Annotated in this window: 13 protein-coding genes and 1 pseudogene; 8 read left to right on the top strand and 6 right to left on the bottom strand. The window is 42.0% G+C overall.

The features are described from left to right. Positions 1-233: 233 nt before the first annotated feature. Together HC179_RS20040 and HC179_RS20035 are read right to left on the bottom strand one after the other, a co-directional pair. Positions 234-1,622, bottom strand: coding sequence for a dipeptidase (locus HC179_RS20040; protein WP_168865962.1), 1,389 nt, complete (start codon positions 1,620-1,622; stop codon positions 234-236). After that, positions 1,619-3,109 (bottom strand): amidase family protein, encoded by a 1,491-nt coding sequence (locus HC179_RS20035; protein WP_168865961.1) that lies wholly within the window; start codon positions 3,107-3,109, stop codon positions 1,619-1,621. Before HC179_RS20035 ends, HC179_RS20040 begins: the two co-directional genes overlap by 4 nt. A 628-nt stretch (positions 3,110-3,737) precedes the next feature. Between HC179_RS20035 and HC179_RS20030 the strand changes: the two genes are divergently transcribed. From HC179_RS20030 to HC179_RS20020, 3 genes are all read left to right on the top strand, one after another. Then, positions 3,738-5,468: an ABC transporter ATP-binding protein gene (locus tag HC179_RS20030; protein WP_168865960.1), complete on the top strand. Its 1,731-nt coding sequence runs from the start codon at positions 3,738-3,740 to the stop codon at positions 5,466-5,468. Continuing rightward, positions 5,461-7,269, top strand: a complete 1,809-nt coding sequence (locus tag HC179_RS20025) for an ABC transporter ATP-binding protein (protein ID WP_168865959.1) — start codon at positions 5,461-5,463, stop codon at positions 7,267-7,269. The genes HC179_RS20030 and HC179_RS20025 overlap by 8 nt, the downstream gene beginning before the upstream one ends. 266 nt (positions 7,270-7,535) lie before the next feature. Next, positions 7,536-8,999, top strand: coding sequence for an alanine/glycine:cation symporter family protein (locus tag HC179_RS20020; RefSeq protein WP_168865969.1), 1,464 nt, complete (start codon positions 7,536-7,538; stop codon positions 8,997-8,999). A gap of 48 nt (positions 9,000-9,047) precedes the next feature. Here HC179_RS20020 and HC179_RS20015 read toward each other — a convergent pair whose 3' ends face one another. Beyond that, a complete protein-coding gene (locus HC179_RS20015; protein ID WP_168865958.1) occupies positions 9,048-10,013 on the bottom strand; it encodes an EAL domain-containing protein in 966 nt (321 codons plus the stop codon). A gap of 212 nt (positions 10,014-10,225) precedes the next feature. On the opposite strand from HC179_RS20015, the gene HC179_RS20010 reads away from it, so the two are divergent. Next, positions 10,226-11,512, top strand: coding sequence for an ATP-binding protein (locus HC179_RS20010; protein WP_168865957.1), 1,287 nt, complete (start codon positions 10,226-10,228; stop codon positions 11,510-11,512). Between the two features lie 62 nt (positions 11,513-11,574). Here HC179_RS20010 and HC179_RS20005 read toward each other — a convergent pair whose 3' ends face one another. After that, positions 11,575-13,101: an FAD-dependent oxidoreductase gene (locus HC179_RS20005; protein ID WP_168865956.1), complete on the bottom strand. Its 1,527-nt coding sequence runs from the start codon at positions 13,099-13,101 to the stop codon at positions 11,575-11,577. A 173-nt stretch (positions 13,102-13,274) separates the two neighbouring features. On the opposite strand from HC179_RS20005, the pseudogene HC179_RS20000 reads away from it, so the two are divergent. After that, positions 13,275-14,390, top strand: a pseudogene (locus HC179_RS20000) (DEAD/DEAH box helicase); the annotation flags it as partial. Positions 14,391-14,746: 356 nt separating this feature from the next. Here HC179_RS20000 and HC179_RS19995 read toward each other — a convergent pair. Beyond that, positions 14,747-15,958, bottom strand: coding sequence for a cytochrome P450 (locus tag HC179_RS19995; protein ID WP_168865954.1), 1,212 nt, complete (start codon positions 15,956-15,958; stop codon positions 14,747-14,749). 207 nt (positions 15,959-16,165) lie between these two features. On the opposite strand from HC179_RS19995, the gene HC179_RS19990 reads away from it, so the two are divergent. Next, on the top strand, positions 16,166-17,347 hold the full coding sequence (locus tag HC179_RS19990; RefSeq protein WP_168865953.1) for an FxLYD domain-containing protein: 1,182 nt from the start codon (positions 16,166-16,168) through the stop codon (positions 17,345-17,347). Positions 17,348-17,386: 39 nt separating this feature from the next. Next, positions 17,387-18,517, top strand: coding sequence for a S1C family serine protease (locus HC179_RS19985; RefSeq protein ID WP_168865952.1), 1,131 nt, complete (start codon positions 17,387-17,389; stop codon positions 18,515-18,517). 53 nt (positions 18,518-18,570) lie between these two features. Here the strand turns inward: HC179_RS19985 and HC179_RS19980 are convergent, their stop codons facing one another. After that, a complete protein-coding gene (locus HC179_RS19980; RefSeq protein ID WP_168865951.1) occupies positions 18,571-18,984 on the bottom strand; it encodes a C40 family peptidase in 414 nt (137 codons plus the stop codon). A 101-nt stretch (positions 18,985-19,085) separates the two neighbouring features. On the opposite strand from HC179_RS19980, the gene HC179_RS19975 reads away from it, so the two are divergent. Continuing rightward, positions 19,086-19,850 (top strand): arylamine N-acetyltransferase, encoded by a 765-nt coding sequence (locus HC179_RS19975; RefSeq protein ID WP_168865950.1) that lies wholly within the window; start codon positions 19,086-19,088, stop codon positions 19,848-19,850. Positions 19,851-20,431: the final 581 nt, after the last annotated feature.

Genomic DNA, 20,431 nt, shown 5'->3' with positions numbered 1-20,431 from the left:
ATCAATTTGATTTTTAATTGATCCTTTAAGTAGAGGCGTGCAAGCGAAGTGGAACACGTAGCGCGGAAGAAAAAATACGCCAATCCAGTACAGATTAATGTCTATTTTATTGACAGAACTCCAACTTTGGTCAACTTCGCAAAATCTTCGGACATTTATCATAAGATGATCTAGAAATTTGTGTTGAACCAACCCAAATTCACTGCAATTGCTGGCCATCACAAACTAAACGATCACTCCACATCCAACGCTAACGCCAACTCCTCCCAATACGCACAAAGTGTCAGCAAACCTTTATCAAAATTCTTCAGCTTAAAATTTTCATTAGGTGCATGCACATTGTCGGAAGGCAGTCCAAAGCCCATCAACACAATAGGTGCTTGCAACACTTCATCCAACGTCGAAACAATCGGCAAGGAGCCGCCACCACGGGTAAAGGTGGTAGGAACTTCCCAGATTTTTTCAAAAGCACGACTTGCTGCTTGAATGGCAGGGTGATTGAATGGTGTCACAAACGGCGCTCCTTTATCAAAAAGGGAAACAGTAACCTCCACTCCAGCAGGCTTATGCATGGTGACATGCTCCTGCAATAGGGCCAGTATTTCATCTGGATCTTGATCTGGTACGAGGCGGCATGTTATTTTCGCATGTGCTTCAGATGGAAGGACCGTTTTAATTCCATCTCCTTGAAATCCACCGTATACGCCGTTTATTTCTAGTGTCGGACGAACCCAGGTACGTTCATAGAAGCTATATCCTTTTTCTCCATAGAACTCTTGGACACCGACTTCCTCTTTGACCACAGCTTCATCAAAACCAATGGCCTCAAAAGCTGCTTTTTCTTCAGACGTCAAAGGGACAACCTTGTCATAGAAACCATCGACTGTCACCACGCCATCGCCGTTATGGAAAGAACTTAGCAAATCCACCACTGCATGGATCGGATTTGCCACAGCTCCACCGTAAAGACCGGAGTGAAGGTCACGTTTTGGGCCTTTTACATCGAGTTGGAATCCGCACATTCCGCGCAGACCGTAGCAAATGGTCGGTTTGTCTTCTTCAATCATTGACGTGTCTGACACCACCACTACATCAGCAGCAAGCAATTCTTTATTATCCTCAATAAATGCTGGCAAATGAGGACTGCCGACTTCTTCTTCCCCTTCAATGCAGAACTTAAAGTTGAATGGCAGTGTTCCCGTCGTAGCAAGAACGGCCTCCAATGCTTTGATATGCATAAAGGCTTGCCCTTTGTCATCGCTAGCACCGCGTGCATAAATGCGCTCGTCTCGGATTGCGGGTTCAAAAGGCGGGGTATCCCATAAGTGAAGGGGGTCAACGGGCTGAACATCATAGTGCCCATATATTAAAACAGTGGGCTTGTCCTCTCCTGCGTGTAGCCAATCACCATATACAATGGGGTGCCCTACTGTTGGATGCAACGAAACATTTTCCATGCCAAGCTTTCTTAAAGACTCTGCTATCCATTCCGCAGCTCGCAACGTATCTGCATTATGTGAAGGCAAGGCGCTTACACTTGGAATAGATAATAGGTCCTTTAACTCTTCCAAATGCCTTTTCCTATGGTCTGATAGATAGGAAGTGATGGTAGCGGTTGTCATGATTTTACCTCCGTCTTTTGAAGTGTAGGTGCTTTACGAAGCTTAGTTGCTAGTTCATAGCCATAGGCAATCTGGATGAGTGTGCTTTCTTCAAAGGCTCTTGCGGTAAATGTCACTCCAACTGGTTTCCCCTCTTTCGTATAGCCTGCAGGAACAGTGATGGAAGGATAACCAGCCTTGGCAGGAATACCAGCGCCGAAGTTGTTTGGTGTGAGAATTGCATCAAGTCTGTGTTCTTTCATGACGGCATCTAATCCGCCTTCTTTAGAACGATAAAGATCTTTTTCACGACTAGAGATATATTCTTCCTCGGTTAATGTACCGCTGTGTTTTTCGCTCTCTTCCAAGACAGTCTGCTTATGCAGAAGCATTTTAGATGAATCCTTTTCGTTAAAAGCAATTAAATCTTTTAAACTCTTAATCGGTACAGACGGACCGGTATTACGCAAGTAAGCGTTGAGACTTGGCTTGAATTCATAGAATAGTGTATGGTAATCCCATTCTTCTTTTGCAAAAGGAATGTCGATGGAGCCTATTACTTCTGCACCTTTCTCTCTGAGGCTAGCAATTGCTTCTTCCATAAGGAGGGCTTCCTCGTCGGAGAAATAGGTGAAATAAGGGTCCCGGGCCACTCCTATCCGCATCCCGTGAAGTCCTTCTTTTAATAGGAAGGAAGTGTAAGATATTCCTGGGTTCGGATTAGTCTTGGTGGCAATATCTTTTTCATCAACCTCTGTCAATGCGCTCAAAAGGATGGCGGCATCTTTGACTGTTTTAGTCATGGGTCCTGCAGTATCCTGACTGAAAGAAATGGGGATGATGCCTCTGCGACTAATGAGACCTACAGTTGGTTTGATCCCGACAATGGAATTGGAACTAGCAGGACTTAAAATAGAACCGGAAGTTTCTGTACCGATGGCTGCCGCTGCTAAGCCCGCTGCGATAGCGGCACCGGAACCACTACTTGACCCTCCAACATCATATTGTCCTGGTCCATATGGATTTAGAACCTGACCACCTCTGGAACTGTATCCATTTGGCATGTTTTCTGTCATAAAATTAGCCCATTCTGTCATGTTGGTTTTGCCAAGGATGACTGCTCCTGCTTTACGTAACTGGCTTGCGACCGCGGAATCTTCCGCTGCTACGTGATGTTCCAGGGCAAGAGAACCTGCGCTTGTGTGCATCATATCGCCTGTATCGATATTATCTTTTAATAGAATAGGTATGCCGTGAAGAGGCCCGCGTGCACCGGACTGTTTTCTTTCCAAGTCAAGTGCTTCTGCGATAAATACCGCATCGGGATTAACTTCAAGAACTGAGTTCAACTTTGGCCCGTTTTTATCATATTTGCTGATACGGTGAAGATACATGAGAACTAAATCTTTTGAAGTAACTTTGCCATTTTCCATTGCCGCTTGCAGCTCCTCAATCGACGCATCCGGCAACCAATCGTCCACAAGCCCAGAGAGTTTCGGGTGGTTCATCCAAAAAACCTCCTTTATAATTTGGGGTAAATGTTATTACCTTGGTAAACAGTATCACCTGTAGATTGTAGTGCAAGGTGTGAGACTCCGCAGGCAAAGCGAAGCAACTGAAAAACTGAACATCATGTAATTAGTAATTTCAAGCTGTGGATTGGAGCAAAAGGCGAAGACTCCTCGAAAATGCTACGCATTTTCTTCGTGCGATGTATCGCTGCCGGAGCCTTCCTTGTCCTGAGGGAGATAGCTGTAGCTTGAGACCCCTGAAGCGTTGCGAGGAGGCTCAAGCACAGCCCCTAGGAAAGCGAAGCCATTTGTGGAAATCCACAGCGGCGTCTAAACAATTGCTACAATCAAAGACTTTTTCAGAGCCTCAAGCACCGTCCCCTGGATAAGCGAACACCTAAAACGAAAATCCACAGGAAGAATAATCAGTTAACTTTTTTCAACATCCTACCAATAATAATAATTCAAACTATTTAAAAAACATAGTAATAAAGGTATGATAATAAGATAATATATAAATTTCAAGATATTCGTTTCGCTAAACGAAGTACCACATGCGTTTAAAATAGATTTACTCATTTCAACGCAGACTAAACAGAGTGAAAGGTTTGGAGGATTACGTATTATGGGGAGAATTTTTTCATACTTAAAACCGTATAGGCTGGCCGTAGCAATCGCCTTGCTCCTAATGCTGACGGAACTCGTTGTGGAGCTCTTGCATCCACTTCTAATGGCCAAAATAATTGATGAGGGAATTCTGACAGGCGACTTGGATGCGGTGATGAAATGGGGAGGCATCATGGTGCTGTTCTCCTTTATCGCCTTTGCTGCAGGGGTTACTAACTCCTTTTTTGCCGCCCATGTCAGCCAAAGTTTCGGATTTGACATTAGAAGAGGGTTATTTGGAAAAATACAGTCGTTTTCGTTTGCGAATTTCAGCTTGTTTCCGACTTCCTCCCTCATCACACGAATGACAAACGATGTGACCCAAATTCAAAATACAGTCTTTATGAGCTTGCGAATCATGCTCCGTGCACCGCTTCTTGTAGTGGGTGGCGTGATTATGGCTTTGATTGTAAATTGGCAGCTAGCTATTTTTCTTGTCATCGGAGTACCGGTTCTTTTTCTTTTCCTTGTATGGGTGATGAAAAAAGGTGGTGCGCTGTTCAAAGCTGTACAGGAAAAACTGGATGGCCTGAATAATGTCATGCGGGAAAACCTTGGGGGCATCCGCTTAATTAAAGCTTTCCTCCGTAAAAAGCATGAAATCAATCGATTCGGACGTGCAAGCGAGGAATTGAAGGATCAGACGGTATCTGCACTTAGACTGATGGAGATTACGATGCCGATTCTCCTTCTAATCATGAACGGAAGCATCCTTGCTGTCCTTTGGTTTGGTACAATCGGCGTCACAAACGGGGGAGCACAGGTTGGGGAAGTGGTAGCAATTGTCAACTATGCGACCAGAATCACCGGTGCACTATCCATCTTTTCTTTTATCATCATGGCATTTGCCCGAGCAAAAGCCTCTGCTCACCGGATAACGGACGTGTTGGAGGAAGAAATTGACCTACTGGATAAGGTAGATGTGGATAAGGAAGCAACATTCCTTAATGGAGAGATCGAATTTGAATCGGTATCGTTTCGTTATCCCAATACAGACATTCCCGTTTTAGAGGATATCAGCTTCCGTGCTGATGCAGGATCGACTATTGCCATTATGGGAGCTACAGGTGCAGGGAAATCATCCTTATTCCAATTGATTCCTAGGCTTTACGATGTGGATAAAGGAGTCATAAGAGTAGACGGAAAAGACCTCACCGATTTGTCCCTGAAAAAGCTAAGAAAACAAATTGGTTATGTGCCACAGGAAGCGCTCCTTTTTTCAGGTACGGTTAAAGAAAATATCGCATGGGGAAAAGAGGATGCTACATTAGAAGAAATCATTCAGGTGGCGAAGGATGCACAGATTCATGAAACCATTGATCGCTTGCCCAAAAAGTATGAGACGGTACTTGGGCAAAAAGGGGTCAATCTCTCCGGTGGCCAAAAACAACGCCTTTCCATCGCAAGGGCTCTTGTGAGGAAACCGAAGATTCTCATGCTCGATGACAGTACAAGTGCACTTGATCTAAAAACAGAAGCAAAGCTGCTTGCGGCCATTAGAAAATATCAATGCACGATGTTCATTGTGACACAAAAGGTAAGCACGGCCATGGAAGCAGATAAAATCTTACTGATTGAAGACGGAAGGTTACTGGAAGAGGGAAGCCATGAGAAGCTTATGGCAACTTCAGAACTTTACATGAAAATATATCAGTCGCAGTTTGGAACGGAGGTGGCAGAGCATGTCTAAGCGTATAAGTAGCAGTGCCGCCGTTGCAAGTAAAGCAAATCCTAAGCCGAAAGCAAAGGATTGGAAGGGAACCATTAAACGGGTTTGGAGATACTTAGGGGAAAATAAGGGTTTATTGATACTCGTTATGCTCATGGTGGTTGCTAGCTCTGCCCTAGGGCTTTTAGGTCCTTTTATTGTCGGAATGGCCATTGATAATTATGTAGTGGAACAAAACACTTCAGGACTATTAAATGTCCTAATAGGACTTGTTTTCATTTATATTTTCTACTCTCTATCCATGTGGCTACAGAACTACTGGATGGTCGGGATTGCGCAAAACACGGTTTTGAAGATGAGAACACAGTTGTTTGAACATTTACACAAGCTGCCGATCCCCTATTTTGATAAAAGGCAGCATGGTGAATTAATGAGTCGTGTTACCAATGATATGGAGAATGTCAGTTCGACATTAAACAGTTCTGTCATTCAGATTTTCTCCAGTATCTTGACCTTGGTTGGAACTGTTTCGGTCATGTTATATCTAAGTCCAATGCTTACAGCCATAACACTAATAATCGTGCCAGTCATGTTCTTTGGTTTAAGATGGATCACAAACCGAACAGGCCCATTGTTCAAGCAAACGCAAAAAAACCTTGGAGAACTGAATGGCTATATTGAAGAAACCATCTCAGGACAGAGAATCGTGAAAACATTTTCCCAAGAAGACAAGGTGATGGAGGAATTTACGGAAAAAAGTTTGAATTTGAAGAAGTCCGCATATTGGGCCCAGACCTATTCCGGGTTTATTCCAAAACTTATGAACATGTTGAATAACTTAAGTTTTGCCATCATCGCAGGTGTTGGTGGAATACTGGCTTTAAACACGCAATCGGGAATAACCATTGGAATTATCGTTATTTTCGCGGAGTACTCCAGACAATTCACGCGTCCGTTAAACGACCTCGCCAACCAGTTTAATACATTGTTGTCTGCTGTAGCAGGGGCAGAGCGGGTGTTTGATGTGCTTGATGAAGAAGAGGAAGAAAGTGATGAAACCGAGGCAATAGAACTCGTAACAGTAAGAGGTGAAGTAGAGTTTCGTGATGCTTCCTTCTCATATGAGGACGATGACATGACTATTCGCAACATAAGTTTTCATGTTGACGCAGGGGATACAGTAGCGTTTGTTGGTCCGACGGGTGCCGGTAAGACAACGGTCATCAATTTGATATCGAGATTCTATGACCTCGATAGTGGCAGTATACTATTGGATGGGCACCCCATCAATAGAATTAAACGTTCGAATTTACGAAAACATATGGCCTTTGTTTTACAGGATTCGTTTCTTTTTGAAGGAACGGTTCGAGAAAATATCCGCTACGGAAGACTGGATGCTACGGACACGGAAGTGGAGGAAGCAGCAAAAATGGCCAATGCACATTCCTTTATCAGAAAATTACCTGGTGGATATGATTTCAAGCTGAAGCAGGATGGAAGCGGAATTAGTCAAGGACAAAAACAATTATTGTCCATTGCGCGTGCAGTATTAGCGAATCCTACCATCTTAATACTTGATGAAGCAACAAGTAGTATCGATACAATTACTGAGATGAAAATCCAGGAAGCCCTGCAACGCTTGATGGAGGGAAGAACTAGCTTTGTTATCGCCCATCGGTTGAATACCATTCAAAGTGCCGATCAGATTCTGGTACTGAAAGAAGGGGAAATCATTGAAAAAGGGTCCCACAGTGAATTGTTGACAGAAGAAGGGTTTTACTATGATTTGTTTACTAGTCAGTTGAAGAAGGAAGTAGGGTAATAAGGAATATTTATTGCACCTGTACGTTCATGATAGCTTTCTATGAACGTACAGGTGCTTTTTCGCTCAAGTTCTACAATTAATAAAAAATTCATTTAATTTTCCCCGGGAAATACGTCGTCCTATAAAGGTTTTTGTCTTAATGGCGCATTTATTGCATAAGACATGTATTGTCTATTTCCCGAATATGATTTATAATGCTGTACAGAATGAAAATTCTAAATATTACAAATAAGTTAAAGGGGGATTACAATTTGGATGCATTTATGCAAGATCCGATTGGTGGTTTAGTAAGTCTTCTTTGGAGCACACCTATGATTGTTTTCTGTTTGGGAGTCGGATTGTTATTTACCATTTTGACAAAGTTTGTACAAGTAAGGTTATTCGGGGATATGGTGAAACAGATATTCTCCGGTAAATCGTCTAAGGCAGGGGTTTCTTCCTTTCAGGCATTATCCATTTCATTATCAGGACGTGTAGGAACCGGAAACATTGCTGGTACAGCAACTGCCATTGCCATGGGGGGACCTGGTGCGGTATTTTGGATGTGGACCATCGCTTTTATAGGAGCGGCGAGTGCTTTTGTTGAATCCGCTCTTGCTCAAGTCTACAAATCAAAGCAAGATGGAGAATATCGTGGGGGTCCAGCTTATTACATAGAAAAAGGTATTGGCTGGAAATGGTATGGAATTGTCTTCGCATCTGCTGCACTTTTGGCAATGAGTCTATTAATGCCAGGTTTGCAGGCTAACGCCATTGGGACAGGATTGAATAATGCTTTTGGGATCAATAAGCAAGTGATCGCAATTACACTGGTTGTTATCATAGGATTAATTATTTTTGGTGGAGTTAAACGGATTGCGTCTGTTGCTCAATTTGTCGTTCCTTTCATGGCGATTGCGTATATGTTAGTAGCGTTTGGTATCATTATTATGAATATTACAGAGTTACCAGCAGTATTCGGATTGATCTTCCGAAGTGCTTTTGGCTTTGATTCTGCGTTTGGTGGAATTATTGGGGCAGCTATTGCATGGGGCGTTAAACGTGGGATCTTCTCCAATGAAGCGGGTCAAGGTACTGGACCGCATGCAGCAGCGGCTGCTGAGGTATCACACCCAGCTAAACAAGGGTTAGTTCAAGCTTTCTCTATCTATATTGATACAATTCTAGTTTGTTCGGCTACAGCATTCATGATCCTTTTCACAGGATCTTATAACGTGGTAGATCCAGCAAACGAGGGACAATTCCTTGTCAATAATCTTGGTGCAGGAGTTGAAGCAGGGGCGGAATACACTCAGGCTGCCGTTGAGACCGTCTTACCTGGCTTCGGTGCTGGTTTTGTAGGAATTGCTTTGTTATTCTTTGCATTTACAACTATCATGGCTTATTACTATATTGCGGAAACGAATGTTGCTTACTTGGTTAGAGGAAGAAGCAATAAAATTCCAATGTTCATATTAAAGGTTGTTCTTTTAGCTGCAACTTACTTTGGAGTTGTGAGAACCACTCAAGTAGCATGGAATTTGGGGGATATTGGACTTGGATTGATGGTATGGCTCAATCTGATTGCACTTCTCCTGCTTGCTAAGCCTGCCCTTGCAGTGCTGAGGGATTATGATGAACAAAGGAAGCAAGGGTTGGATCCTACATTTAACCCTGAAAAATTAGGGATCAAAAATGCAGAGTTCTGGACAAAGGAATATAAAAAGAATGATGAGAAGGCATCCTGATCATAGATAGTTTAAAGCCCTCTGCACTAAAATTAGTGCGGAGGGCTTTTACATTTTTATGAATTGCTTTGCTAATTCAGGGCTGGGTTTACCGATAAAATACCCTTGTGCATAATGAATTCCTATATCTCTGCAAAATTGGAGTTCTTCTATTCTTTCTATTCCTTCTGCCAACACTTTGATATTCAGTTTGGTGGCAACATTTAGGACGCTTGTTAAGAATAGTTGTTTTTTGAGTATCGTATCACAATGAGATATATAGTCACGGTCTATCTTGACAAAGTCGGGCTGCAGCTTTTCGAGTACTTCTAAAGTCGAATATCCTGCACCGACATCATCTAGTGCCACTTGCATTCCAGATTTCTTATATGTCTTAAAAATGGATTCTAAATGGTCGATATCATGAATTTTTTCTGATTCTACCACTTCAAAAACGAGTTGATTCGGTGAAATGTTATTTTCTCGTACAATTTTGAATGTATGCTGCAGGCAATACTCCGGATTGTAAATGGATGATGGCAGGAAATTTATAAATAATTTCACGTGGGAAGGAATCTGTAGCTTACTTCCTGAAACAATGGAGCTTTCGCGAGCCTTTTGATCTAAATAGTTATGTAGATTCGTATTACGGGCAAAATCAAATAGCTTAAATGGTGGAACAGACTGCCCCTTCCAGTGTGGGCGTAACAAGCACTCGTATGCAAATATTTCATCGTTGTTCTGTAAATCTATTATTGGTTGAAAGTGTGTGGTGAAGGAATTGGATGCAATCAATTCCAATAGGTCATGGTTCTTCACCAATTTCAACAATTGACCTGGTGGATAAAAGCCTCTCTGCGAAGAAGTTTTCACCAAGATTTCTGATTTATCGTTTTGGTTATCCATTTCCAGAAGGAGCTGCTCTAAATCTTCAAGCGATTCATAAAGGTGTTCCTCTTGTATATCCCTTCTTTTTATGAAAAAAACTCCTGTATGTCCAATATTGTAAGGTACCCCACAATCCGTACAATGCACGTAAATCCCCCCATGTAATATATAGTATAATTTTACTATTAATTTATTCATGGCAGAAGTTTTTAGGCTGAAATGTTGAAAATTAGGTTTGAAGAGATGGAAAGTGGTAGAATTGTTACATTTTTTGACGGATTGTACAAGGGTTTTCTCTGATGTTGTCGAAACATAACTATACAATATTATTTTAAGAATATGGTTGGGAGCGAGCTTGTATGTTGGCGGAAAAACTACTTTTACATGTATTGATTATTTTAGCACCGGTGCTGATTTATTATGTTGTTTCCGAAAATAAAAGGTTTGGTCAATCGCCATATTTTATAGGAATCTTACAGGGGCTTTCTGCGAGTCTATGTTTACTTTTTGCTTTCTATGATTATGGCCTTTATTGGGACTTGAGATACATACCGTTGGTGCTAGCCATCCTTTATGGCGGACCAAAGGCCGGGGTTATCGTGCTCACTGCCATTCTTGGGACAAGAACATACCTTGGAGGAGATGCTTTGGCATTTGGCTATGTTAGCGGTCTTGTAGCAGCAGCCATTCCTTTCTTGATGCTAAGGCGATTTAATAAAGTGCAAACGAAGAAAAAAAGAATTGGTTATGCTGTGCTTGTAGGGCTATGGCCAAACTTTGTCATGCTAGCAATATTAATAGCTTATCTGGTCAGTTCACCAAATGTAAATGATGGACCAAATCTACTATTATACATTTTGCTATTTGGACTGATTCAAGTAGTAGGTGTTGGTTTCGCATCCACCTTACATGAAGCGGTGCTTGAGCGAGAATTGATGAGACAGGAAATCAGGCGTGCGGAAAAGTTAAATACATTAGGTGAATTAGCTGCGTCCATTGCCCATGAGGTAAGAAATCCGTTAACTGTTGTGAAAGGGTTTCTCCAGCTCATGCACAGAGAGGATAAGGGAAAGAATTATCAATATATTGGACTCATTTTAAGTGAATTGGCAAGAGCAGAATCCATCATAAATGATTACCTTAATTTTGCCAAACCTGAGTTCAAAAAAATTGAAAAAGTGGATTTAGGAGAATTATTGCATGATGTAAAAATGCTGTTAAATCCATTAGCGGTAAAAGAAGGTATTCATCTTGAAAGTTATCTGGAGAAGAATGTTTATATGGAAACAGATAAAAACCAGTTTAAACAAGCACTTGTCAACATATTAAAAAACGCCATTGAAGCTACTCCTCAAGATGGCAGAGTCTATATCAAGTTGTTTTCCAATGCATCAGGCATTCAGATCCTCGTTAAGGATACAGGGAAAGGGATGACCAAGGAACAAGTGTCTCGCATAGGAACTTTATTTTATACGACTAAGGATAAAGGGACAGGTCTTGGCACCACTGTTTCGATGCGAATCATAAATACGATGAACGGAAAGGTTGAATATTCGAGCGAACTGGGAAGAGGCACGGAGGTAAAGATTTCTTTTCCGCCAGCTAGGCAGGAGGAACTGGTGAGGAAGGAATCGATTGTTGGGTAAATAGAAAAAAGACTGTCCATTAATCTGACAGTCTCTTTCTTTTTGCTTATAGCTGACTTTTCTTACAGCTTCTCTAGCGGTTTATCAGCTGGCCCTTCCAATACATCCCCGTGTATGGAGAAGCGTGAGCCATGGCAAGGGCAATCCCAGCTTCTGTCGCCATGGTTCCATTCCACTTCACAGCCAAGATGCGTACAGGTCGTGTCAACGCAGTGCACTTCTCCTTTATCGTCCTTGTAAGCTCCTGCACGGCGACCGTTGATCATCACGACTCCGCCTTCATCAAGTCCAAGATCTTCGGGCTTTTTGGAAGGGCGATCAAGCTTGCCTTCAATGAGGTGTCCAGCAACATTCATGTTAGAGCTGATGAACTTTTTCAGGCTCGGGTCTGCAACAAACCGAGATGGTGAGAACAGGTTTTCGTATGCGTTCTTTCTCCCAAGGATTAAATCCTGTAGGAGCAGTGCCGCCGCCGTTCCGTTAGTCATTCCCCATTTCCTATAGCCTGTGGCAATTAAGATATTTGGATGCCCAGATGTGATCCGGCCGATATAAGGGACCTTGTCTAACGTATACAAATCCTGTGCAGACCATCGATACAGAATTTCCTTGATCCCAAGCACTTCCTCTCCGAAACTTTTCAATGCTTCGTAGTGTTTTAACGTGTCTTTTCCTTGACCTGTCCTATGGCCGTCTCCTCCAATCAAGGCAACCTTTTCCCCATTAATCGTCACATAACGTAAAGACCTTGATGGCTGACCGGCGCTGTAATACATGCCCTCCGGTGGTTCTTTTTCTGTTTTTGCAGCAAGCACATAGGAACGTTCCGCATACATTCTTGTAAAAAAGAAACCATTGCCATCGTAAAACGGAAAATGAGAGCCAGCAACAATATAGTCACACTCAATTTTGGCTCCACTCTTCGTTACAACCGATAATCCGCGTGAATCCTCCACATCTGTCGCTACTGTATGCTCATAAATTTCTCCGCCTTTTTCTACAATGCCATCTACTAACACCTTCAAATATTGAAGCGGGTGAAACTGTGCCTGGTTCTTCATGACGACAACAGATTTAGTATCAATTGAAAAAGGAATGTCAGAAGCTATATCGCCGTCGATTCCTAGCTTCTGATAGGCCTCGAACTCTTTTATTACTTTTTGATCATCCTGCTCCGTTTGAGAATAAATATAGGCATTCTGTTCGCTAAAATCACATTGAATACGTTTAAGTTCCACAAGGTCTTTGATGAAATGAAGCCCTTCTTGATTTGCCTGGTAATAGAGTTTTGCTTTTTCCTGTCCTAAGTGCTGAAGGAGCTCATCGTAAATCAAACCGTGTTGAGCGGTCACTTTCGCTGTTGTGTGTCCGGTTGTTCCGTTTAGAATTTGATCCGCATCAATAAGAATGACCTTAAGTCCTTCTTGAGCGAGTTGATAGGCTGTCGTTATTCCGGTAATGCCGCCTCCAACTATACAAACATTCGTTTTTTTATTTTCATTTAATGTAGGAAAAGAGGGAAGGGGGGCAGAATCCCTCCAATATGCCTCAGGTCCTTTCGGAAGTTCGGTAAAGTAATGTTGCTCCATTATGTAATTCCTCCTCTAACGTATAAAGATATACATAATTTTTCCAAAAGTGAGGAAAAACATGTATCTTTTTAGCGGAAATGACAACGATATTTCTATTGGAACCTCTAGAGAAAAAGGGTAGAATGGAGAATAGCGTAAAACCCCATATGAGGGTCATAAAGGAGAAAAAAATGTCTACAACTTTTATTAATACATTACAACCTTTTATACAAAACAATTGGGAAAATAGTGAATTTGTTTCTGCAACTCCTGTTCAAGAGCAGGCAATCCCAGTCATTCTTGAAGGAAAAGACCTTCTTGTCGAGTCACCGACAGGTACTGGTAAAACGTTAGCATACTTATTGCCTATCATTGAGCGTATTGAGTTATCTAAACAGCATCCACAGGCGCTCATCGTGGCACCGTCCAAGGAACTTGCCATGCAGATATTAGAACAGATCCAAAAATGGACAGAAGGTAGCGAAATTACTGGCGCATCCTTCATCGGTGGAGCCAATGTGAAACGCCAAATTGAAAAACTGAAAAAACGACCGCACATCCTCGTCGGAACACCTGGCCGACTGCAAGAGTTAATTCAGATGAAAAAAATTAAGATGCATGAAGTGAAAACTATTGTTATGGATGAAGCCGATCAACTGTTTGTACCCGAACATAAGAAGACCATAGAAAACATCATTAAGTCTTCCATGCAAGAAAGGCAGCTACTATTGTTCTCGGCGACATTAAAAGAGGACACTGAAAAGCAGGCAGTGGACTTGTTGAAGGAACCTCTAGTTATCAAGGTTACCAAGGCGGACTTGCCACCAGCTCGAGTAGAGCATTTGTACACAGTGGTAGATCAGCGAGATAAAGCGAATGTCCTGGCTAATTTGCTTCGAGAGCCCGGAATTAAAGCATTGGCATTTGTACGTGATATCGGAAACCTTGCCGTATTAACGGAAAAACTCATTTATAAACAGTTAAATGTCGGATTCTTGCATTCTGAATCCTCCAAACAGGAGCGTGAGAATGCCATGAAAAACTTCAGAAAAGATGAGTATCCTGTTCTCCTTGCGACAGATGTGGCAGCACGTGGACTGGATATTAAGGAATTGAGCCATGTTATCCATTACGACCTACCAGAAGAAGTGGAAAGTTATGTGCATCGTTCCGGAAGAACAGGCCGCCAAGGAGCAGAAGGGACTGTTATTTCCATTGTTAGTGAACGTGAAGAGCGGAGACTAAAACAGTTCGCACGTGAGCTTGGCTTGACACTTGAAAAGAGAGTGGTGTTCGGCGGGAAGCTTGTAGTTGAAGACCAGCTGAAGTCAGGAAAGTCTGGTTCTGGTGGGGGACGAGGCAAAGTTGGAAGTACGAAAGGATCTGTTGGGAAGAAGAAGGCAGCTGGCACGAAGGGATCTTTTGGACAACAGAAGACAAGTGCCAAAGCTGGAGTTGTCAGCGGTTCTTCCAAAACCGGAGAGAAGGTTAAACCGAAGAAACCTGGTTTAAAGAAACAAGGTAAGAAAAAATAATTATAGATGTTTTTGCGAGAACCATTCCTTAGAGGGATGGTTTTTGTTGTTTGTAGGATAGTGAGAATCCTTGTAAATCTAAAGTCGGCAGTCCCAACCAAGAGACTGCCGACCTCCTAAACAGAAAACTACTTCACTCTCCCTCTAAACTTCAACTCCTCAAAGCCGCGAAATACAATATTATTTCTTCTAACCGGTTCTTCAAGTATTTCAACATCATGTACACGTTGGAGAAGTACCTCCAATGCTATAACAGCTTCTAGTCTTGCGAGTGGGGCTCCTAAGCAAAAATGAGGTCCGGATGCGAAGGAAAGGTGCTTCACATTTTCTCTCGATACATTAAAAACATCAGGATTCTCATGAATGTTAGGGTCACGGTTTGCTGCACCTAGAGCAATAAGTGCCGTCTGTGCCTTTTTAAGTTGTTGTCCACCAAATTCCATATCCTCGCCGACCCATCTTGAGGTAAGCAGGACCGGTGGATCATAACGCAGAACCTCTTCTACCGCATTTCCAATCAAGGAGGGATCTTCTAAAAGCTTTTTCATTTCGTCTTGGTGCGTAAGTAAAAGATGGTAGCCGTTTGTAATTAGATTTACGGTTGTTTCATGGCCAGCTATTAATAGTAACAAACAAGTCGCTACAAGTTCATCTTCGTTTAATTTGTCACCAGAGTCGGAAACAGCAATGAGTCCGCTCAATAAATCTTCTCCTGGGTTCACACGTTTTGCTGCAATTAGGTTACGCATGTAACGGTCTGCCTCCTCTAGGTATGGGGCAACCTCTTCTAAATCAGCTTGAGTTGTATTAAAATCAATGAATTTAACGAAGGAATCAGACCAGACGCGGAATCGCTCGCGATCCTCTTTTGGTACTCCGATTAACTCTGTGATGACCATGACGGGTAGGGAATACGCAAAGTCACGAATAAGTTCATGTTCCACCTTGCCTTTTCTTGCATCCAAAAGGTAGTTTGCCATCTCTACAATAGTTGGTCGCAGGCGCTCGGTCATCCTTGGAGTAAAAGCTTTATTGACCAGCCCACGGAGCCTGGTATGGTTTGGTGCATCTCGGAAAAGCATCATGTTCCGATTGAGCATTACAACTGGCAGTAATGTTTGTGGGATAGGTGGCATTTGCTCATCCGGCACAATGTTTCTTATTTCTTTAATAAACCTTGAATCTTTTAAAACGGACTCTACTTCCTTGTATCCAGTTATCAACCATCCATTCACATTAAAGAATGAAACCCACTGAATAGGGTTGATATCATGTGCTTGTTTGAACATTTCATATGGATTGTCTATAAATGCTTTTACAGGATCTGTTTGTACACTCATTAAAGTACCTCCCTCGATAACTTCTCCACATTAACCATTCGCTAAAAAACGAGGAAATCCTTGATGAAAATACAAAAAAGGAAAAAGTTTCTACCTTTTTTCTCCAGAAATGCCGTCCTCATTTGACAATTATCTAGCAATCTATTGTAGAATGGTGTAATAACAATGAGAGTTTAATTACATAGATTGATGGAGGCTTAAAATAGAATGTTTTGTCACAAATATGGTAGGAAAGTAACGTCCGATGCAAATTTTTGCTTTAATTGTGGAGCGAATTTGAAGGATGACCTGGAACATAATGAAGAGCAATGGTTAGAAGGTAGAGGGAAAAATAAGAAAAAGCGTTTTACATATATGCCTTTTTTACCTCCCATTATTAGTTTAGTGGTGATTGCTGGAATCATTGGGTGGTATTACAATCATGAACAAAGTGTCAACGCAGAAGTGCTTGCTATAAAAAAAGAAGCAGAAGACTTGGCCCTGCAAGGGGAATATGACAAGGCAAAGAGCGAGTTGGCAAGTGCCATGGCATTGAGACCATCTTATCATGTGTTAAGAAATAACCTGGAAGTGGTGAAAATAGCGGAAGAGGTTAACGGAGAGTTAGAGGAAGTAAGGGAGCAAATCAAAACAAAGAATTTTGAGGATGCCGAAATAAACCTGACAAGGCTCCGCGAGAAAATTACTAGATTGGATGGACCATTGATTCAGCCATTAAAAGAAAATGTATCTGAAAAGGATGTAATGATTAAGGTCGGAAAAATAAATAATGAACTCGACCAGCTAAAAACGGTGGATGAACTTTCAAGAAAGCTTGCCGTCATTTCTTCCATCCCCTCAGAAGAAGGGAAGGCTGTAAAAGAGCAGATTTTAAATCGTATCGTACAGCTTACTGTGGAGGATGCTGAACAGAAAATGGAGCAAAAGCAATTTACCAACGCGATGACTCTAGTGGACAGAGGCCTTCAATATGCGGTGAATGACAAGAGACTTCTATCTTTGAAGGAAAAAATTGAGCAGTCCCGTCAAGAGTTTGAACAGGCGGAATTTGATCGAATAGAAAAGGCTATGGAAGCTGCAGCGAAAGAAGATTTAAAAAATAAAAACGCAGCCCTGGAAATTGTCGACTTTAAGGCAGAAGAGGATGAAGTCGGAGGGATGACCGTCACTGGAGAAGTAAAGAATATCGTGTCAGCAACCGTGTCCTCCATTACCGTCTATTATAATATTTTAAGCAAAGATAAAAATGTATTAGACACAGGCTTTACTACCGTTTACCCGTTCAAATTGGAGCCAGGTAAAAAAGGAAAATTTGAAGACTATTATTATGGTGTATTTGAAGATGTGACAGTGGAAATAGAGAACATCACATGGGTTGTAGAAGAGTAAAAAATTACAGGAACAGCCAAACACAAAGAAGGTGTAGGAATGAATGTAAGATGGTTCATCAGTATCATCATGACGATAATATTAATTAGTGGGGGGATACTAGGGTATTTTCATATAAAAAATACGGTCCCCGCTCAACTAACGGCTCCGTCTAAATTATATCTAGAGTCGGAAATAGTAGAAAAAGAGAATGTCCCACAGGCATTAAAGGAAATAATATTTGAATCTCAAAAGTTGGTTGTGAAAATTGAGTTACCCGACGGATCGTTTGGATCAGGATTCCTATACAACAATAAAGGCGATGTCATTACCAATGCCCATGTCGTAGCGAATGCAAAAGATGTGAAAGTAACTTCTGCTGATTCTAAAGAACTGACAGGGGAAGTAATTGGGATCAGTATAGACACGGATATTGCTGTAGTACGCGTGCCTGAGCTTGAAGGGACCACACCATTCAAGCTTGCAGAAACTAGAAAAGCAGAACTAGGCGATGATGTTATCGCCTTGGGAAGTCCTTTAGGTCTGCAAAATACAGTCACAACAGGGATTATTAGTGGGGTCGGCCGGGAGTTTGAAATTGACTCGTTCAAATATGAGGATGTTTTTCAAATTTCCGCACCAATTGCACCTGGAAATAGTGGGGGGCCGCTCATTGACACAAAAACAGGGGAAGTGGTAGGAATCAACTCCGCTACGATGGATCAAGGCGTAATTGGCTTCAGTATCCCCTTAATTAATGTCATGCCTATGGTAGAAAGCTGGTCAGAGTCTCCAATGGAATCACTGCCAAGGATTGGAGCTAACACAACCGGCAATAGTGTTGGAGAAACATCAACTAATGTCGATATCGCAGAATACCTCGTCAATTATTTTTACGAAAGTATTAACTATCGAGACTATGTGACAGCCTACTCGTTGCTAGGAAGCAACTGGCAATCTAAAACGGCGTATGAGGATTTTCGTTCAGGGTATTTGGATTTCTTAACCATTGAAGTAGATGATTTGCTTTCTAAGCAGAATGGCAACAACGTGGAAGTTGTGACTGTCATTACTGCCCAGGAGCGTTCTGAAAAAGGAGTATCTTACAAGAAATTTAAGGTTACCTTTGAATTGGGACTCGAGAATGATCAGATGAAAATTCTATCAGAGAAGCGGGAGAATATGGAATAGAAACATAGAGAGGCCAAGCAATTTATGCTTTGGCCTTTTTTGAATACTCAATTTCACTTAGCATTCCCCACCATACGTCTTACGCCTACCAGTTTTGTTCTCCAATAAGGATCCAAAGAGGCGATTGCCACTTTCTTTTCCACCCTGGATGTGTGTAAGATGGAATTATTCCCAATGAAGATTGCAACATGACCAATTTTGTTAATTCCTTTTAATTTTGCACGTTTGGGAGTGGTGAAGAACAGAAGATCGCCGCGCCTGACAGAAGAGAGTGGAACAGTTTTGCCAAGAAGATACTGTTGTCGGGAAGTTCTCGGCAAAATAATACCATGTGCACCATATACATATTGAACAAAGGAACTGCAATCAAACCTGTCTGTCTCACCGGAATTCGCGCCAAAAACATATGGTGTACCAAGCAATTCCATTCCACTTTTAATAATTCGTTTTGCCTTTCGTAGAGACATAATAAATACTCCTTCTTTCATTAACTGCTATATTAATAGATGAAAGATGATAGAGAATTGCTTGGACAATTTAGTGGATTTTTTATATTGGAGGTAAGAAAATGAGATTAAAAGATAGATTCTTGGATTATTTAGGTGTAGAGGAAAAAGAAACGAGTCTTGAATTTTTAAATGAATTGATTACTGCTCACCAGACAAAGGTAAGATGGGAAACATGGACAAAGTTCCTCGATTTTGAGGAAAGGAAGCAGGAGGATTTATATCTGCCTAGTATGGAGGAATATGTAGACAGAGTGATAAAGACGGGGACAGGTGGTACTTGCTGGACATTGGCAATTGGTTTTCATTATTTGCTGAATGAGCTTGGGTTTAAAGTCGATTACTTGTATATGACTCCAGGACATCTTTGTTTACAGGTAGAGTTGGATCAACCCTATTATGTGGATGTTGGTTACTGTGCCCCGTTTTTTGAGGCGTTTCCTTTACATACCTCTTTTGAAGTGTGTACGGATATGGAGACCTTCCGTTATCAGGTAAACGGGGATGAGGCATTGGTAGAGCGTACCCCAGGCCCTACGAAATCGTTAGGATTAAACCCTGTTACATTTGATGAAGTGAAGGTCCCTCTGCTAGATTCTCATAATTGGGAGGAGGGGTTTTCCTTTCATAGCCTGAGGATGTTTGGTTATATTGATGGGGTCCCTTATCAATTGCGGGAAAATTCCATTCGACGATTTAAGGATCAAACACATGTGGAAGAAGAATTGACCGACGAGCAGATGCGGTATTGGATAGAAGAAAAGTTTGGTGCAGATTACGGTGTATACTTGCGAGCGAAGGAAATATACCGAATGCGTAAGGGATAGGGGAGTTCACGGTAATTTTTATGGTGGAGCAAGTCTAAAAGGAAGAGTTGCGTATTCCCTTTTAGACTTGCTTTAAGGAATGACTCCCACCGCGAGTGAAAAGCTGGGATGGCTTCATAGAGGACGACTGACGCCCTGGAAGGTTGAAAACGAGGGAACATTGTCTTCATAGAGAGCGAATGACGCCCCCGGCAGTTGAAAAAGAGGAAACATTGTCCTCATAGAGAGCGAATGACGCCCTCCACGGTTAAAAGGAGGGAACATTGTCCTCATAGAGAGCGAATGACGCCCCCGACGGTTAAAAAGGAGGAAACATTGTCCTCATAGAGAGCGAATGACGCCCTCCACGGTTAAAAGGAGGAAACATTGTCCTCATAGAGAACGAATGACGCCCTCCGCGGTTAAAAAGGAGGAAACATTGTCCTCATAGAGTACGAATGACGCCCTCCACGGTTAAAACGAGGGAACATTGTCTTCATAGAGAGCGAATGACGCCCTGGAAGGTTGAAAACGAGGAAACATTGTCCTCATAGAGAGCGAATGACGCCCCCGACGGTTAAAAAGGAGGAAACATTGTCCTC

Source organism: Bacillus sp. RO1, from assembly GCF_012524115.1.
GTDB lineage: Bacteria > Bacillota > Bacilli > Bacillales > Bacillaceae_I > Sutcliffiella_A.
The sequence above is the reverse complement of the archived record's forward strand: the minus strand, read 5'-3'. Positions and strand labels throughout refer to the sequence as shown.

What these genes read in the sequence shown, in the direction of transcription:
- HC179_RS20025 (WP_168865959.1), top strand. Translation starts at nt 5,461, where the DNA reads ATGTCTAAGCGTATAAGTAGCAGTGCCGCCGTTGCAAGTAAAGCAAAT.
- HC179_RS20005 (WP_168865956.1), bottom strand. Translation starts at nt 13,101, where the DNA reads ATGGAGCAACATTACTTTACCGAACTTCCGAAAGGACCTGAGGCATAT.
- HC179_RS20010 (WP_168865957.1), top strand. Translation starts at nt 10,226, where the DNA reads ATGTTGGCGGAAAAACTACTTTTACATGTATTGATTATTTTAGCACCG.
- HC179_RS20030 (WP_168865960.1), top strand. Translation starts at nt 3,738, where the DNA reads ATGGGGAGAATTTTTTCATACTTAAAACCGTATAGGCTGGCCGTAGCA.
- HC179_RS19990 (WP_168865953.1), top strand. Translation starts at nt 16,166, where the DNA reads ATGTTTTGTCACAAATATGGTAGGAAAGTAACGTCCGATGCAAATTTT.
- HC179_RS20040 (WP_168865962.1), bottom strand. Translation starts at nt 1,622, where the DNA reads ATGACAACCGCTACCATCACTTCCTATCTATCAGACCATAGGAAAAGG.
- HC179_RS20035 (WP_168865961.1), bottom strand. Translation starts at nt 3,109, where the DNA reads ATGAACCACCCGAAACTCTCTGGGCTTGTGGACGATTGGTTGCCGGAT.
- HC179_RS19995 (WP_168865954.1), bottom strand. Translation starts at nt 15,958, where the DNA reads ATGAGTGTACAAACAGATCCTGTAAAAGCATTTATAGACAATCCATAT.
- HC179_RS20020 (WP_168865969.1), top strand. Translation starts at nt 7,536, where the DNA reads ATGCAAGATCCGATTGGTGGTTTAGTAAGTCTTCTTTGGAGCACACCT.
- HC179_RS19985 (WP_168865952.1), top strand. Translation starts at nt 17,387, where the DNA reads ATGAATGTAAGATGGTTCATCAGTATCATCATGACGATAATATTAATT.
- HC179_RS19980 (WP_168865951.1), bottom strand. Translation starts at nt 18,984, where the DNA reads ATGTCTCTACGAAAGGCAAAACGAATTATTAAAAGTGGAATGGAATTG.
- HC179_RS19975 (WP_168865950.1), top strand. Translation starts at nt 19,086, where the DNA reads ATGAGATTAAAAGATAGATTCTTGGATTATTTAGGTGTAGAGGAAAAA.